The organism is Streptomyces sp. NPDC047079 (assembly GCF_040643755.1).
Taxonomy (GTDB): Bacteria; Actinomycetota; Actinomycetes; order Streptomycetales; family Streptomycetaceae; genus Streptomyces.
Genome location: NZ_JBEYUZ010000018.1, coordinates 16,248 through 32,588 on the forward strand (window position 1 = coordinate 16,248; position 16,341 = coordinate 32,588).

The window sequence follows — 16,341 nt, forward strand, 5'->3', positions numbered from 1 at the left end:
CCGTGTGGTCAGCCGCGCGTATGACGCAGTCGTACCGAGACCCAACGGGCCCGGCGGCGCAGAATGTGCGGGATACCCACCCGGGGATCCGCGCCCTGCAACTGAGGAGCGCCCCTTTGGTGGGTGCCCGGCGCGGTGGCCGAGCGGCGGTCGCGTGCTGCGTCACTGTAGTCGTGCGTCCAGCCCATACCCCGACGTCTGCCCCTGACCCATGGTCGATAACCGCCTTCCCGGCCCCCAATTGGCCTATGCGGCGGGCATGTGGCCGGTACTGGAACAGGCGTTCCCGTCGGGGTGCCAAGCGCATCTGTACGGTCACCGAACGGGTTCGGCAACGAGACACCGAACAGGTTCGAAAACGAGTCACTGAACGGGTCGGAGGACGTCGGCACGGGACCCGGGAGCGGACGAGGTCACCGGGCGGGGGGCGGCGCGGTCATCGGCGGGGAGTGGCGCGGTCTCCGGGCGCGATCCGGCGGCCGTCGGGTCGACCGGCCGGCTCCCGCGTGTGCCGGTGGCGGATCAGCGGTCGGGCTCGGGGTCCTTGAGCCAGTTGATCAGCTCGGAGGAGAACGTCACCGGGTCCTCCTCGTGCGGGAAGTGCCCCAGCCCGTCGAACAGCCGCCAGCGGTACGGCGCCTCGACGTACTGCCCCGATCCGGCCGCGCTCCTCGTACGCAGGACGGGGTCCAGGGAGCCGTGCAGATGCAGCGTCGGGACCCGTACGGGCCGCTTCATGCGCCGGTTGAACTGGATTCCGTCGGGCCGGGCCAGGGAGCGCACCATCCAGCGGTACGGCTCGACGGAGCAGTGCGCCGTCGAGGGGATGCACATGGCGCGCCGGTAGATCTCCACGGCCTCGTCGTCCGGCAGCCGCGGCCCCGACCAGTCCCGGATGAGCCGGCCGACCAGGGCGGCGTCGTCGGCGGTGAGCCGGCGCTCGGGGATCCAGGGCCGCTGGAAGCCCCAGATGTAGGAACTCGCGGCCGTTTGCCTCACATCGCCGAGCATCGCCGACCGCCAGCGCCGTGGATGCGGCATCGAGGAGACGACGAGCCGCCTCACGAGCTTGGGGCGCATGGCGGCCGCCGTCCAGGCCAGGTACCCGCCCAGGTCGTGACCGACGAGTGCGGCGTCGGGCTCGCCCAGGGAGCGGACGACCCCGGTGATGTCGAGCGCCAGGTTCGCGGGGTCGTAGCCGCGCGGCGTACGGTCACTGCCCCCTACCCCGCGCAGGTCCATCGCAACGGCGCGGAAACCCGCATCGGCGAGCGCCACCAACTGGTGCCTCCAGGCCCACCAGAACTGCGGGAAGCCGTGCAGGAGCAGCACCAGGGGTCCGTCGCCCAGTTCCGCGATGTGAAAGCGCGCGCCGTTGGCTGCGACGTCCCGGTGCGTCACCTCCTTCGCGCCGGGCACGTCGAGCCGAACGACCGAGGTGGTTTGCGCCGAATGGGGGGCGGGGTCCGTCATGAGGACGAGCGTGCCACAGCTTCGGCTTCCTTGTCGGTCGGGTGGGGCTGGCGGGGGTGCGGCTTGGCGTGCTGAAGGACGCCCGCCGACTCCTTCATCGACGCGGCGACCTTCTGCGGGCCCTTGCCCTTCTTGGCCTTCTTCGCGAACAGCAGGCCGATGAGCGCGAGGAGTCCCGCGACCAGCACGTTCGCCGCGAAGGAGAGCAGGAAGCAGACGGCCAGGTTCCAGCCACTCCAGGTGCGGATCCCGTAGGCCAGGGCGAAGTTCAGCATCGGAAGGGAGAACAGCAGCACGGCGCCCGCGGCCGAGAACGCGCCTCCGCTCGTCGCGCCACGCTTGACGTCCCGTTTGAGCTGGGCCTTCGCCAGCGCGATCTCGTCGTGCACCAGTGCGGACATTTCGGTCGTCGCCGAGGCGAACAGCTGGCCGATGCTGCGTTCGGCGCCGACCGGGCTGCCGTCGGGTGCGCTCATCGCGGTCTCCCTGCTCTCTGCGTGCCTACTCCGCGGACACTGCGGAGTTTTGTGGATGTGTCAGATCATGCCGGACGGCCGTTCTCCTCGCTTGCCCCGCCCGCTACTTCGGCAAGCGCCGCTACCGACTCAACTCTTCGGTTCGTTGCGGGTCTCGCCCCGGCGGGCCGTTCCCGGCTCGGCCGGTGTCCCGCTCGCGGCGCTTCCCAGCGCGGCGAGCCTGCGGTGCTCGGCGGCCTTGCGCTCGTGGATCTCGGCCATGCGCAGGTGGTATGCCGGGTCGTCCTCCTCGTAGATGTCGGGGATGCCGTCCATGTCCTCGTCGCGCTCCTCGTCCGCGCACAGGGCCCGGTACTTGGCGTTGCGGACCTTCAGCAGTGCGGTGGCGCACACGGCCGCGATCAGTGAGCCGGTGAGGACGGCGGCCTTGACCTGGTCCGTGAGCGTCGGATTGCCGTCGAATGCCAGTTCACCGATGAGCAGAGAGACGGTGAAGCCGATTCCGGCCAGGGAGGCGATGGCGAACACATCGGCCCAGGCGAGGCCCTCGCTGAGCGAGGCGCGGGTGAAGCGGACCGTGAGCCACGTCCCGCCGAAGATTCCGACCGTCTTGCCGACGACCAGACCCAGCACGACACCGAGCGTCTCCGGCTTGGTGAAAACGTCCCCGAGCGCGCCGCCCGAGACCGCGACACCCGCGCTCAGCAGTGCGAACAGCGGAACCGCCAGACCGGCCGACAGGGGCCGTACGAGATGTTCCATGCGCTCGCCGGGGGAGCGCTCCTCGCCCTCGTGGCGGTGGCAGCGCAGCATGAGTCCCATGGCGACGCCGGCGATGGTGGCGTGGACGCCGCTGTTGTACATCAGCCCCCAGATCACCAGCGCGAGCGGGACGTACACGTACCAGCCGCGGACGCCTCTGCGCAGCAGCACCCAGAAGACCGCGAGCCCCGCGAAGGCACCGCCGAGGGCCACGAGGTTCAGACGGTCCGTGAAGAAGACCGCGATGATCAGGATGGCGAACAGATCGTCGACGACGGCGAGCGTGAGCAGGAAGGCGCGCAGGGCCGACGGCAGGGAGGTGCCGATGACCGCGAGGACCGCCAGAGCGAAGGCGATGTCGGTGGCCGTGGGCACCGCCCAGCCGGCGAACGATCCGCCGCCCGCGGCGTTGGTGAGGGCGTAGACGGCCGCGGGCGCGGCCATGCCGCAGAGCGCGGCGACGACGGGAAGCACGGCGGCTCGTGGATCGCGGAGATCGCCGGCGACCAGTTCGCGCTTGAGTTCGATACCGGCGACGAAGAAAAAGATCGCGAGGAGGCCGTCGGCTGCCCAGTGCTGGAGGGACAGGTCGAGGCCGAGAGCGGCGGGCCCGAAGTGGTAGTGGCTGACGCTCTCGTAGCTGCTGCGCATCGCGGGTATGTTCGCCCAGATCAGCGCGGTGACCGCGGCCAGCAGGAGCAGCACACCGCCGAGCGTCTCCGTGCGCAGAGCATCCGCGACAAAGTTCCGCTCGGGCAGGGAGAGCCGCCCGAGGAATGTGCGGGTGCGGGGCGCGGGCACGGTGGAAACCTCCGGTCGGGTAAAGCGAGCTGACCGCCGTCACGAGAGCTGACGGACGGCTTGCCGACCAGACTTCCCGGCACACCTTGAGCTGCCTATTTTACCCGATCCATACGATGGCGAACGGAGTCCGCTTTCGGGACTGATCGGCATGTGCCGGTGGAAAACCGTGTGATTGCGAAAACCGTGCGGACCATGAGAGCAACGGACCGTGAGAGCAAGGGCGCCCGGCATGCCGCCGGGCGCCCTTTCGGCACGTAAAGGGGTTCAGTCCTCGCTGGGTGCCGCCGGCAGCTTCGTCTGGATCAGCTGCATCACCGTCGAGTCCGTCAGCGTCGTGACGTCACCGAGCTCGCGGTTCTCCGCGACGTCGCGCAGCAGTCGCCGCATGATCTTCCCGGAACGGGTCTTCGGCAGCTCCGCGACCGGCAGGATCCGCTTCGGCTTGGCGATCGGCCCGAGCGCCCCGCCGACGTGGTTGCGCAGCTCGCCCACGAGGCTCTCGTTCTCGGAGGCCGTACCGCGCAGGATCACGAAGGCGACGATCGCCTGACCGGTCGTCTCGTCCGCCGCGCCGACCACGGCCGCCTCGGCGACGGCGGGGTGGGACACGAGCGCCGACTCCACCTCGGTGGTGGAGATGTTGTGCCCGGACACGAGCATCACGTCGTCGACGCGCCCGAGGAGCCAGACGTCTCCGTCGTCGTCCTTCTTCGCCCCGTCCCCGGCGAAGTACTTGCCCTCGAACCGCGACCAGTACGTGTCGATGAACCGCTGGTCGTCGCCCCAGATGGTGCGCAGCATCGACGGCCACGGCTCGGTGAGCACCAGGTAGCCGCCACCCCCGTTCGGCACCTCGTTCGCCTCGTCGTCGACCACGGTCGCGGAAATGCCCGGCAGGGGCCGCTGCGCCGAACCCGGCTTGGCCTCGGTCACGCCCGGCAGCGGCGAGATCATGATCGCGCCGGTCTCGGTCTGCCACCAGGTGTCCACGACCGGTGTGCGGTCCCCGCCGATGTGCTTGCGGTACCAGACCCATGCCTCGGGGTTGATCGGCTCGCCGACGGACCCGAGGACACGGAGGCTGCCGAGATCGAACTTGGCGGGGATGTCGTCGCCCCACTTCATGAACGTACGGATCGCCGTGGGTGCCGTGTACAGGATCGTGACCCCGTACTTCTGCACGATCTCCCAGAACCGTCCCTGGTGCGGCGTGTCGGGGGTGCCCTCGTACATGACCTGGGTCGCGCCGTTGGCCAGCGGCCCGTAGACGATGTACGAGTGCCCGGTGACCCAGCCGACGTCCGCCGTGCACCAGTACACGTCGGTCTCCGGCTTCAGGTCGAAGACCGCCCAGTGGGTGTACGACGCCTGGGTGAGGTAGCCGCCGGAGGTGTGCAGGATGCCCTTGGGCTTACCCGTCGTGCCGGACGTGTACAGGATGAACAGCGGGTGCTCGGCGTCGAATGCCTCGGGCGTGTGCTCGGCGGACTGCCGTTCGACGACCTCGTGCCACCACAGGTCCCGGCCCTCGGTCCAGGCGACCTCCTGGCCGGTGCGGCGGACGACGAGCACATGCTCGACGTTGTCCACGCGGTCGACCGCTTCGTCGACGGCCGGCTTGAGGGCGGAGGGCTTGCCACGCCGCCAGCCGCCGTCCGAGGTGATGACGACACGCGCGTCGGCGTCCTGGATGCGGCTGGCGAGCGCGTCCGCCGAGAAACCGCCGAAGACGACGGAGTGGGTGGCGCCGATACGCGCGCAGGCCAGCATCGCGATCGCGGTCTCCGGGATCATCGGCATATAGACGGCGACCCGGTCGCCCTTGCGGACCCCCAGCTCCAGCAGCGCGTTCGCGGCCTTGGACACCTCGTCCTTGAGTTCCGCGTAGGTGAGGGAGCGGCTGTCACCGGGCTCTCCCTCGAAGTGAATGGCGACGCGGTCGCCGTGGCCCGCCTCGACATGCCGGTCGACGCAGTTGTACGCGACGTTGAGCTTGCCGTCCTTGAACCACTTGGCGAACGGCGGGTTCGACCAGTCGAGGGTCTCGGTCGGCTCCACCGCCCAGGTCAGCCGCCGGGCCTGCTCGGCCCAGAAGCCGAGCCTGTCAGCCTTGGCCTGTTCGTACGCCTCTGCCGTGACGTTGGCGCCCGCCGCCAGGTCGGCTGGGGGCGCGAACCTGCGTTCTTCCTTGAGCAGGTTGGCCAGGCTTTCGTTGCTCACGACATCTCCCTTTCCCAGGGTGTCCGCAGTGTCCCAGGCCACAGCTCACCAGACCGGGGGGCCCGATGACAAGGGCCGACCGAAAATTGGTGTAGACCTATTGCGGCGGGCGTGCCGCCCGACCAGCTCTGCCCGAGGTCACGTGGACGTCGCTGCGCCGGTTCACTCGGTAGTGGTGCGGCCGGGATGATCCGGGCCGCACCACCCCTGTGTCATGCCGGGCTGCGCTCCTCCTCGGTGGCCCCCACCCCTCCGAAGACATCGGCCTCCCGGGACCCGGCGAGCAGATACGCCTGTGCCTCGCCGACGTGGAAATACATGCCGTGCAGCTCGAGGGTGCCCTCGTCGAGCGCCCGGGCCACCGACTCGTGCGCCCCGAGGTGCTCCAGCTGCTGCACCACATTGGTCAGGCACAGCTGTTCCACCGTGTCGGCCGACTCCCGCCCGGCGATCCGGGCCCTGGGCCGCTCCTCATCGGCCATCCGCTCCAGGCTGGGCACCCCGTGGCGCAGCCACCGCTCCAGCGGGGTCCGGGCAGCGCCGGGGCCGGAGGCGAGCAGCGCCTGCATCGCGCCGCAGCCGGAGTGTCCGCAGACCGTGATGGAGCGCACTCTCAGGACGTCCACCGCGTACTCGACGGCTGCCGCCACCGAGTCGTCTCCGCGCTCCGCGCCGGGCGGCGGCACGAGGTTGCCGACGTTGCGGACGACGAAGAGGTCGCCGGGGCCGCTGGAGGTGATCATCGATGTCACGAGCCGTGAGTCGGCGCAGGTCAGAAAGAGCCCCGACGGCCGCTGTCCCTCACGTGCCAGACGGGCCAGCTCGCCGCGCATCAGCGGCGCGGTGTTCCGCTGGAAGGCGCTGATTCCGCGCGCGAGCTGCCGCCCGCTCGGCCCGGAGGCGGTGGCCGCCCCGCCCGGATGGCTGCCGGGCGGCGTTTTCAAAGGTTGTTCGCACTGGTGGTTGCGCCACGGCGTCCAGGGCCGGCACCGGCACGCGGACGCCCCCGCGGACTCCTGGCTTCCCGTGAGCGCGGGGGCGCCCGGGGCAGGGACCGCGGCCGGGTTTCCGGCGCGGCCGGTGAGGGCCACCTTGCCGCCCTGCGCGAGGTGCGTGCGCTGCCAGTCCTGCAGGGACTCGTACGCCGCGTGGTCCATGAAGGATCCGTCCAGTTCCACGACGGCAGGCGCCCCGGCGGGCACCAGGTGCAGCGCCCGGCTGAGCCGGGGCACCGCGAGGAAGGTCAGCTGTCCTCGGACTCGTACGTGATGGACTCCTTTCCTGTCTTCGTGGGTGATGCGGGTGCGGGTGAGGCGGTGCAGGGCCACGGCGACGGCCACGGCGACACCCAGGGTCACGCCCTGAAGGACGCCCAGAAGGACGACGCCGAGCGTGGTGACGGCGTAGACCAGCACTTCTCGGTGGCGGGTGACCGTGCGAATGTGGTGCAGGGACACCATCTGGATGCCGACGGCCATCACCAGTGTGGCGAGCGCGGCGAGGGGGATCAGTTCGAGCAGCGGGACCATAAGCAGCGCGGCGACTACTACCCAAACGCCGTGCAGCATCGTGGAGTTCCGGCTGACGGCGCCGGATCGGACATTCGCCGAACTTCTCACGGCGACCCCCGCGATCGGCAGTCCGCCGAGTGCCCCTGAGACCACGTTCCCGGCACCCTGCCCGAGCAGCTCGCGGTCCAGGTCCGAGCGGCCTGGGTGCGGACGGCGTCCCGCTGCCAGCTTGTCCACGGCGACGGCACCGAGCAGCGACTGCACACTGCACACCAGCGTGGTGGTCAGGACGGCGGCGGCGAGGCCGGCTACGGGACCCTCGGGCAGCCCGGCCAGCGCATGGCTGCGCCAGGACGGCAGATCGACCTTCGGCAGCGGGAGCCCGGCGAGCGAGGCGGCAGCGGTGGCCCCGGTGACGGCGACGAGCGCGGCCGGGACCCTGCGCAGGAGGTCTCCGGTCCGTCCGGGCAGCCGTGGCCAGACGAACAGCAGGGCCAGGGTCAGGGCGCTGACCGACAGGGCGGCCGGCTGAAGACGGGCCAACTGGGCGGGCAGCGCCCAGAGGTTGTCCAGGACGGCGCTGTGCGGGGTGCCCCCGAGCACGATGTGCAGCTGGGCGACGGCGATGGTGACGCCGATGCCGGCGAGCATGCCGTGCACGATCGCGGGACTGACCGCGAGTGCCGTACGTGCCACGCGCAGGCAGCCGAGGCCGACTTGGGCGAGACCGGCGAGGACGGTGATGGCGCAGGTCGTACGCCATCCGTAGCGATGGATGAGGTCGGCGGTGACCACGGTGAGTCCGGCGGCCGGGCCGCTGACCTGGAGCGGGGAGCCGCCGAGCCGGCCGGCGACGAGTCCGCCGACAGCCGCGGCGACGAGGCCGGACTGGAGCGGGGCACCGGTGGCGAGGGCGATACCGAGGGACAGGGGCAGTGCGATCAGGAAGACCGCGATGGAGGCCGACAGATCGGCGCCCGCGATGCGGAGGCGGCGGGGCCGGGACGGCGGGGGGCTGTGGGGCTGGTGCACACGCTTCGTCGGAGTCGAGTCGGCGGCGCGGGTGGGGACGCAGGCGGGCATGTTCCCGTTTCCTCCGGGGCGGCGCGGTCGCGGAATGGTGGTCCCCGGCCGAGAGGCCGGGGGGTGGGACGCGGCCGTGGGTCACGGCGTACAGCGGCGGCATGTCTCAACAGTCGGTAAATGGATCGTAATGCCAAGTAAAGGAAAGCTCGCCCATATCAGAGCAAAGGGGGTAACAACTCACTCAATGGAGTGAAGTAATCATTTTTATCGGCTTGTCATACAAATCATGTCGACCCTCTGTGCGACCTTGTCCGGGCTGCGCGTTGAGGCGGGCTGCCGCCGCACCGCAGGACACCGAGCAGCGTGGCGCCGACCGAGGGAGGAAGGTGGGCGGAGCATGGCCACGACCCAGAGGATCGCCGCGGGCGTCGCACTGGCCGCGGCCTGCGCCACCACGTTCGCCGGATGTTCGACGAGCAGGACGTCAGGGCAGGGCACGACGAAGGTTCCCGGCGCTCCGGCACCGGGGAGCGCGGTCCGCCTGATCGGTGACGGCTCCACCGCCTACACCGGTATACAGCCGCATCTGCCCAGCCCCGAGCGGCTCAAGCCCGGTCGGCGGCCCCCGCAGTTCGTGGTCTTCTCCTGGGACGGGGCCGGCGAGGACGGCCGGAAACTCTTCTCGCACTTCCGCAAGGTCGCCAAGGCCAACAACGCGACGATGACGTACTTCCTCAGCGGCGTGTACATGCTGCCGGAGGAAAAACGTGACCTGTACCGACCGCCCCGGCACCCACCGGGCCGCTCGGACATCGGCTTCAACGACGAGGACGGAATCAGGGACACCATCCAGCAGCTGCGCCTCGCATGGCTGGAGGGCAACGAGATCGGCACCCACTTCAACGGCCACTTCTGCGGCGACGACGGCGGGGTCGGCCAGTGGTCGGTCGAGGAGTGGAAGAACGAGATCGGCCAGGCCAAGGCGTTCGTGAAGTCCTGGAAGACCAACACGGACCTGAAGAACGAGCCGCCGCTGCCCTTCGACTACGACAAAGAGCTCATCGGCGGCCGCACGCCCTGCCTGGAGGGGCGGAAGAACTTTGTGAAGGCGGCACGGGACCTGGGTTTCCGCTACGACACCTCAGGCGTGGGCAACCAGGTCTGGCCCGGCAAGAAGGAGGGCCTGTGGGACCTGTCCATGCAGCTCGTGCCCTTCCCGGGCCACCCCTACGAGCAGTTGACGACGGACTACGACTTCATGGCCGACCAGTCGGGCACGCGGACGCGGGGCGATCCCGACAAGTTCGAGGAGTGGGGCGACCAGTTCCGCGACGGCCTGCTCCAGGGCTTCCAGCGCGCGTACGCCGGAAACCGGGCACCCCTCGTCGTCGGCAACCACTTCGAGTCCTGGAACGACGGCGCATACATGCGTGCCGTTCAGGAGGTGGTCGAGCGGATCTGCACCCAGCCCGCGGTGCGCTGTGTCTCCTTCCGCCAGCTCGTCGACTGGCTCGACGCGCAGGACCCGCAGATCCTGCGGAAACTGCGCACGCTCAAGGTGGGTCAGGCCCCCGAGGAGGGCTGGGAGTCCTTCCTGGCCGCCCACCCGGCCCCGGAACCGAAGGGAGCGCCGGGAGCGCCGCCGATCAGGCCGTAGGCGGGGGAAGGGCGGCCGTGCCGGGGGATGCGGGGTGTGGGCGGACGTATGGGATCCGCCCAAGTCGTGCTGCTCGAACGGCCGGTGTTCCTACACGCCGGCCACCAGGCCCTCCCTGAGGACGAACCCGGGATCGATCTGCACCGCCAGGTCGGCCCCGGTGCGCTCGTTGCCCCAACTGGCCGCGTTCCTCAGGTGGAAGTGCACCATCTGGCGCGTGTACCGCTCCCAGTCCCTGAGGTCGTACGTGGCGTCGGCGGCGATCTGGAGGACGCGCAGGGAGCGCCGGTTCGCGTCCTCCAGGAACTCGAACCGGGGCGGACGGCCCTTCTCCATCGAGCGCACCCAGTCCGAATGCCCGACCGTCACGAGCAGGTCGTCACCGACTTCGGCGCGGAGGAAGTCGATGTCGTCCTGGCTCTGCACCTTGTTGCCGACAACCTTCAGGACGACTCCGAAGTCACGGGCGTACTCCTTGTACTGGCGGTAGACGGAGACTCCCTTCCGGGTCGGCTCGGCGACGAGGAACGTGATGTCGAACCGGGTGAACATGCCGGAGGCGAAGGAGTCCGAGCCCGCCGTCATGTCGACCACCACATACTCGTCGCGGCCGTCCACCAGGTGGTTGAGGCACAGCTCCACCGCTCCCGTCTTGGAGTGGTAGCAGGCGACCCCAAGGTCGGCGTCCGTGAAGCGGCCGGTGACCATCAAACGCACGGCACCGCCGGCGAGTTCCACCGGGCGCGCGCAGGCGTCGTACACGGGGTTGTCCTCCCGCACCCGCAGCAGCCGCGAGCCCTCCCCGGGCGGCGTCGTCTTGATCATCGTCTCGGCGGAGGCGATCCGCGGGTTGGAGCCCCGGAGGTAATCCTTGATCAGACCCAGGCGTTCCCCCATGGCCGGCAGGGCCGCGCCCTCGTCCTCGTCCAGTCCCAGGGCCGCCGCGAGGTGTTGGTTGATGTCCGCGTCGATCGCGATGACCGGCGCTCCGACGGCAGCGAGGTGGCGAATGAACAGGGACGACAGGGTCGTCTTGCCGCTGCCGCCCTTCCCGACGAAAGCAATTTTCATGTTCACCAAGAGTAGTGGGGAAGTAGCTGTGGGTTGCAAGCGGCGTGAAGAAGACCACTCCTTCGAAGGAGGGGCCGCGTAGGTGCGTAGTGTCGTACTCATGAGTACGACAGGAGCGACCGCCGATCCGCTCGCCGTCCTGGCGGGGCTGCCCGGCGTGACCGAGTCCGTGGAGTCCGTGCGCAAGGCCGTGGACCGGGTCTATGGACACCGGGTCATGCGGCGCCGCAGTAACGAGATCACCTCAGAGGCGGCGCTGCGCGGCGCACGGGGTTCGGCGGCGCTCTCCGGGGCCGACTGGGCCCTGGAGGAGGTGCGCCGGCGTACCGACTTCAGCGGTGACGACGGGGCCCGGACGGTCGGCGCCGCCCTTAGGCTGACCGCCGAGGCGGGACAGCTGCTGTCCATCTGGCGGCAGTCGCCCCTGCGGGTGCTGGCACGGTTGCATCTGGTGGCTGCCGCGGACTCCGGCCCCCGCGTGGGGCGCCCCCGGCAGGCCGGCGAGCCGGTCGACGAGCCCTTGGTGGAGCTGCCGCTGCCGGACGCGGCCGAGGTCTCCGGCCGTCTGGAGGGGCTCTCGCAGCTGATTGTCGCGGGCGGTGCTGCCCCCGCCCTGGTGACCGCGGCCGTCGTGCACGGGGAGCTGCTGGCCCTGCGACCCTTCGGTTCCCACAACGGCCTGGTCGCGCGTGCGGCCCAGCGCATCGTCCTTGTGGGCAGCGGCCTCGACCCGAAGGCGATCTGCTCTGCGGAAGTCGGCCACGCGGAGCTGGGTCGCGCGTCCTATGTCGCCGCGCTGGACGGCTATGTGTCCGGTACCCCCGAGGGCATGGCGGCATGGATCGCCCACTGCGGCAACGCGGTCGAGCTGGGCGTCCGCGAGTCGACCGCGGTCTGCGAGGCGCTGCAGCGCGGGGCGGCGTAGCCGGCGCGGTCCTGTCGGCGCGGTCCTTGGGCGGGAGAAGCGGGCGGGAGAGCGCGGCCCTCGGGCAGGAGGAGCCAGTATCCGGGCGGGAGAGCGCGGCCCGGGCAGGAGAAGAGGCCCTCCTCGAGGGCCTCTTACATGGTTGCGGCGGTACGAGGGGTCGTACCGCCGCTGGCATGCTCATCGAGTTACCAAGCGTCCTCGATATATGCCCATCAGGCCGGGAACTGCTGCCCGTACCTGGTGCGGCTGGCCCGTAATCGACGGGTCGACGTCGCGTGGGTGCCCGGTGTTCATGCGGGGTCCGTGGGGCCAATTGCGTACTTAAGGCAATCCCTTCGGATGTTTTCCTTTGGTCTCGCGGGCCTAAATCCTTTCTACCCCTGGGCCGGGAGGAGTGGAACCCCTTCCATGCAGTTCTTTACTTTTACGCTCATAGCGGTATCAATCGGGCGCCTGTGTGCGTCCCGCGCGGGTGACGGAGCCGAGGCGGCCGGCGTGCGTCCCTGGGCGGGGCTCAGACGGTCGGTGTGCGGCGTCTGCTCGTGAACCACACGAGTCCCGCGGTGGCCGCGGCCGCGCCTATCGCCGCGGCTGCGAGGAGGGCCGGTCGCGGCGGCACGGCCAGCCGTTGCTTCAGCCGGACCGGGCGGTGGAAGTCCAGAATCGGCCACCCGCGCGCGAGTGCCTCGCGCCGCAGGGTCCGGTCCGGATTCACGGCGTGCGGGTGGCCCACGGCCTTCAGCATCGGCAGATCGGTCGCGGAGTCGCTGTAGGCGTAGCAGCACGAGAGGTCGTATCCCTCGGACCGGGCGAGTTCCTTGATCGCCTCCGCCTTCGTCGGTCCGTAGGCGTAGTACTCCACCTCGCCCGTGAAGCAGCCGTCGTCGCCCACGACCATGCGGGTGGCCACGACGCGGTCCGCGCCGAGCAGCTCGCCGATCGGTTCGACCACCTCCGCGCCCGACGTGGACACGATCACCACGTCGCGGCCGGCGGTGTGGTGCTCCTCGATCAGGGAGGCGGCCTCGTCGTAGATGATCGGGTCGATCAGTTCGTGGAGCGTCTCGGCGACGATCTCCCTGACCTGCTGGACGTTCCAGCCGCGGCACAGCGCGGACAGGTACTCGCGCATCCGCTCCATCTGGTCGTGGTCGGCGCCGCCCGCCAGGAACACGAACTGGGCGTATGCGGTGCGCAACGCGGCCCTGCGGTTGATCAGACCGCCTTGGTAGAAGGACTTGCCGAAGGTGAGCGTGCTCGACTTCGCAATGACCGTCTTGTCCAGATCAAAGAAGGCCGCCGTGCGGGCCAAGGAGTGGTTTTCCACGGGCCTGAGCATAGGGGCCCACCATTCGGCGTAAGGTGCGGCGTGTGGGTTTGCCTGAGAGGGCTCTCGGGTACACCATGGAAGTCACGGATCGTTCGCGACCGTGCTAACCCGGTCCGACTCCTCCCCCCCCGAGTCGGCCGTGGGGACGACCCCCGCTCTCCCCCCCGGCGGGGGTCGTCGCATGTCCGGGTGGGTTTTTCCTCTGTGTGGCGTGATCCCCAGGTCGCTGGGCCGTTTCGCGGCCCCGGCTTCGACGCGTCCACGGTCAATCACTGTGTGTAGTCATGGCGCCGCTCCATGGGGGCCCACCCGTGCTCACCTGTGGGAGTGAAGGCGATATTCACAACCACTGAGTTGTCCACAGTTATCGACCAAGATCCACACGATTTCCGAGTCCGCTGCACCGTGATTCCAACGCGTCCCACCGGCGGCGAGTTCATGGCCGTTCCGGTTTGTCGGGCGTGTATGGCCGGTTCGTATCGGCCGTTCATATGGAGGCCGGTTGCCGGTTCTTCACACGAGCGGGAAGCGCGGGGCCCCAGTGAGCCCCGCGGACCGGGCGGAACAAGCAGCGAAGGGGCTGGAGATCGTGGCGGGAGCCATCACACACGACGGGCCGGACGTCGCCGAGGAGCGGCGGAGCGGACCGCTGATCGTCACCGAGGACGCCGAACTCCTCGACGACCTGCTGCGCCTGTGCGCGGCCGCAGGCGCAAGGCCGGAGGTCCACCCGGGGATTCCGGCGCGCCGCGGCGGGTGGGAGAGGGCGGCGCTCGTGATCGTCGGCGACGACGCGGTGCCCCGGGTGCGCGGGGCCGCGCGCAGACGCGGAGTGGTGCTGGTTGGGAGGGATCAGGACGATTCCGGAGTCTGGCGGCGCGCCGTGGAGATCGGCGCCGACCACGTCCTGATACTGCCCGACGGTGAGCAATGGCTGGTCGACCGTATCGCCGACGTGGCCGAAGGGGTCGGCCGTCCGGCGCTCACGGTCGGCGTGATCGGCGGCCGCGGCGGGGCCGGTGCATCCACGCTCGCCTGCGCCCTGGCCGTCACCTCCGCGCGCGAGGGCAGACGCACGCTGCTCGTGGACGCGGATCCGCTGGGTGGCGGACTCGACGTACTCCTTGGCGGGGAGACCACGGCGGGGCTGCGCTGGCCGGCGTTCGCCGCCTCCCGCGGACGGGTCGGCGGCGGCGCCCTGGAGGAGTCGCTGCCCGAACTGCACGCCCTGCGGCTGCTCAGCTGGGACCGCGGCGACACCGTGTCCGTCCCGCCCCAGGCGATCAGGGCTGTCCTCGCCGCGGCCCGGCGGCGCGGCGGCACGGTCGTCGTCGACCTTCCGCGCCGCGTCGACGAGGGGGCCGCCGAAGTCCTCGCCCAGGTGGACGTCGGGGTGCTGGTGATCCCCGCCGAATTACGAGCGGTCGCGGCCGCGCGGCGGGTGGCTTCGGCCGTCGGCATGGTCCTGGGCGACCTGAGAGTCGCGGTACGGGGGCCGTACGCGCCGGGACTCGACGACCGTGAGGTGGCACGGCTGCTGGGACTGCCGCTGCTCGGCGAAGTGCCGCACGAGCCACCGTCCCAGGACGGTTCCGTACCGCCCGGGGGAGCGGCGCGGGGGCCGCTCGCCCGGTTCTGTGGGGCGTTCTGGGAGCGCGCGCTGGCCGAGGCGGGTGAGTGACGCATGAGCACGGGCTGGGACGCGGCGGCGCGGATCGGCCGCGGCGTGGCAGTCGGTCCCCGGACGGACCCGGGACCCGGGCGTCACGCCGCAATCGGTGAACGCGCACCAGTGATCGGTGAACGCGGGGACGCAATCGGCGAACCCGCGGACGTAGGCGGCGAACGCGCGCGGCTGCTGGACGGAGTGCGGCAGTGGCTGGTGGAGAGCGGGGCCGAGCCGACACCCGCGCGCGTGGCACAGGCCCTGCGCGAGCAGGGAAGGGTACTCGGCGACGCGGAAGTGCTGGGTGCGGCCCGGCAGCTGCGGTCCGAACTGGTCGGCAGCGGTCCCCTGGAACCGCTGCTCGCCGACCCGTCCGTGACCGACGTCCTGGTGGCGGCACCCGACCGGGTGTGGGTGGACCGGGGCGGCGGACTCGAACTGACGGCGGTGACCTTCCCGGACGCGGCGGCCGTACGACGCCTCGCGCAGCGGCTGGCCGCCGTCGCGGGGCGGCGGCTCGACGACGCCAGACCATGGGTCGACGCCCGGCTGCCGGACGGCACCCGGCTGCACGCGGTGCTGCCCCCGGTCGCGGTCGGCTCCACCTGTCTGTCCCTGCGCGTGGTACGGCCGCGGGCGTTCACCCTGGACGAACTGGTGGCCGCCGGGACGGTGCCCCCGGGCGGGGACCGGGTGCTGAGGGCGCTGATCGCCGCCCGGCTCTCCTATGTGATCAGCGGGGGCACCGGATCCGGCAAGACCACGCTCCTGAGCGCGCTGCTGGGCGTGGTGGGGCCGGCGGAGCGCATCGTGCTGGCCGAGGACTCGGCTGAGCTGCGCCCCGACCACCCGCATGTGGTCCGCCTGGAGGGACGGCCCGCGAACCAGGAGGGCGTGGGGCTGGTCGAGCTCCAGGACCTCGTGCGGCAGGCGCTGCGGATGAGACCCGACCGGCTCGTCGTCGGAGAGGTGCGCGGCCCCGAGGTGGTGTCCCTGCTGGCCGCGCTGAACACCGGGCACGAGGGCGGCTGCGGGACCCTCCACGCGAACGCGGCGGCGCAGGTGCCCGCCCGGCTCGAGGCGCTCGGGACGGCCGCGGGGCTGGACCGAGCCGCGCTGCACAGCCAGCTGGCGGCCGCGCTGTCGGTGGTTCTTCACCTTGTGCGCGACCGCACCGGGCGCCGCCGGATCGCTGAGGTGCATGTGCTGGAGCGGGATGCGTCGGGGCTGGTGGTGACGGTGCCGGCGCTGCGGTGGGGGCCGGAGGCGTTCAGACGCGAGCGGGGCTGGGAGCGGCTGCGGGAGCTGCTGCGGAACGGAAGCGGCGGAAGCGATTCGGATGACTGAAGTGTCGGAAAGGGGGCGGGTGTTGCGATCGATGCTGGCGAGGCAGGCGATGCCTGCGATGGCAGGCGAC

General features: G+C 70.6%; 12 protein-coding genes. 4 read left to right on the plus strand and 8 right to left on the minus strand.

The window, feature by feature from the left end:
- Positions 1-8: 8 nt before the first annotated feature.
- The 6 genes from ABZ823_RS22370 to ABZ823_RS22395 all read right to left on the minus strand — a co-directional run bounded on the left by ABZ823_RS22370 (position 9) and on the right by ABZ823_RS22395 (position 8,329).
- Positions 9-188 carry a hypothetical protein gene (locus ABZ823_RS22370; RefSeq protein ID WP_361663054.1) on the minus strand — a complete coding sequence of 60 codons (180 nt, stop codon included), beginning with the start codon at positions 186-188 and terminating at the stop codon, positions 9-11.
- Positions 189-522: 334 nt separating this feature from the next.
- A complete protein-coding gene (locus tag ABZ823_RS22375) occupies positions 523-1,473 on the minus strand; it encodes an alpha/beta hydrolase (RefSeq protein ID WP_361663057.1) in 951 nt (316 codons plus the stop codon).
- Positions 1,470-1,949: a phage holin family protein gene (locus ABZ823_RS22380; protein ID WP_361663060.1), complete on the minus strand. Its 480-nt coding sequence runs from the start codon at positions 1,947-1,949 to the stop codon at positions 1,470-1,472. Before ABZ823_RS22380 ends, ABZ823_RS22375 begins: the two co-directional genes overlap by 4 nt.
- Before the next feature lie 129 nt (positions 1,950-2,078).
- Positions 2,079-3,512 (minus strand): Na+/H+ antiporter NhaA, encoded by a 1,434-nt coding sequence (gene nhaA / locus ABZ823_RS22385; protein ID WP_361663063.1) that lies wholly within the window; start codon positions 3,510-3,512, stop codon positions 2,079-2,081.
- Positions 3,513-3,779: 267 nt separating this feature from the next.
- Positions 3,780-5,735: an acetate--CoA ligase gene (gene acs / locus ABZ823_RS22390; protein ID WP_361663065.1), complete on the minus strand. Its 1,956-nt coding sequence runs from the start codon at positions 5,733-5,735 to the stop codon at positions 3,780-3,782.
- A gap of 212 nt (positions 5,736-5,947) precedes the next feature.
- On the minus strand, positions 5,948-8,329 hold the full coding sequence (locus ABZ823_RS22395) for a bifunctional SulP family inorganic anion transporter/carbonic anhydrase (protein ID WP_361663068.1): 2,382 nt from the start codon (positions 8,327-8,329) through the stop codon (positions 5,948-5,950).
- A 340-nt stretch (positions 8,330-8,669) separates the two neighbouring features.
- Between ABZ823_RS22395 and ABZ823_RS22400 the strand changes: the two genes are divergently transcribed.
- Positions 8,670-9,929 (plus strand): hypothetical protein, encoded by a 1,260-nt coding sequence (locus ABZ823_RS22400; protein WP_361663071.1) that lies wholly within the window; start codon positions 8,670-8,672, stop codon positions 9,927-9,929.
- A gap of 90 nt (positions 9,930-10,019) precedes the next feature.
- Here the strand turns inward: ABZ823_RS22400 and ABZ823_RS22405 are convergent, their stop codons facing one another.
- Positions 10,020-11,000 carry an ATP-binding protein gene (locus ABZ823_RS22405; RefSeq protein WP_361663074.1) on the minus strand — a complete coding sequence of 327 codons (981 nt, stop codon included), beginning with the start codon at positions 10,998-11,000 and terminating at the stop codon, positions 10,020-10,022.
- Between the two features lie 100 nt (positions 11,001-11,100).
- Between ABZ823_RS22405 and ABZ823_RS22410 the strand changes: the two genes are divergently transcribed.
- Positions 11,101-11,925, plus strand: coding sequence for an oxidoreductase (locus tag ABZ823_RS22410; RefSeq protein WP_361663077.1), 825 nt, complete (start codon positions 11,101-11,103; stop codon positions 11,923-11,925).
- A 517-nt stretch (positions 11,926-12,442) separates the two neighbouring features.
- Here the strand turns inward: ABZ823_RS22410 and ABZ823_RS22415 are convergent.
- Positions 12,443-13,267: an HAD family hydrolase gene (locus ABZ823_RS22415; RefSeq protein WP_361663080.1), complete on the minus strand. Its 825-nt coding sequence runs from the start codon at positions 13,265-13,267 to the stop codon at positions 12,443-12,445.
- A 580-nt stretch (positions 13,268-13,847) separates the two neighbouring features.
- On the opposite strand from ABZ823_RS22415, the gene ssd reads away from it, so the two are divergent.
- Both ssd and ABZ823_RS22425 read left to right on the plus strand, forming a co-directional pair.
- Positions 13,848-14,939 (plus strand): septum site-determining protein Ssd, encoded by a 1,092-nt coding sequence (ssd, locus tag ABZ823_RS22420; RefSeq protein ID WP_361663372.1) that lies wholly within the window; start codon positions 13,848-13,850, stop codon positions 14,937-14,939.
- A 174-nt stretch (positions 14,940-15,113) separates the two neighbouring features.
- Positions 15,114-16,271 carry a TadA family conjugal transfer-associated ATPase gene (locus ABZ823_RS22425; RefSeq protein WP_361663376.1) on the plus strand — a complete coding sequence of 386 codons (1,158 nt, stop codon included), beginning with the start codon at positions 15,114-15,116 and terminating at the stop codon, positions 16,269-16,271.
- Positions 16,272-16,341: the final 70 nt, after the last annotated feature.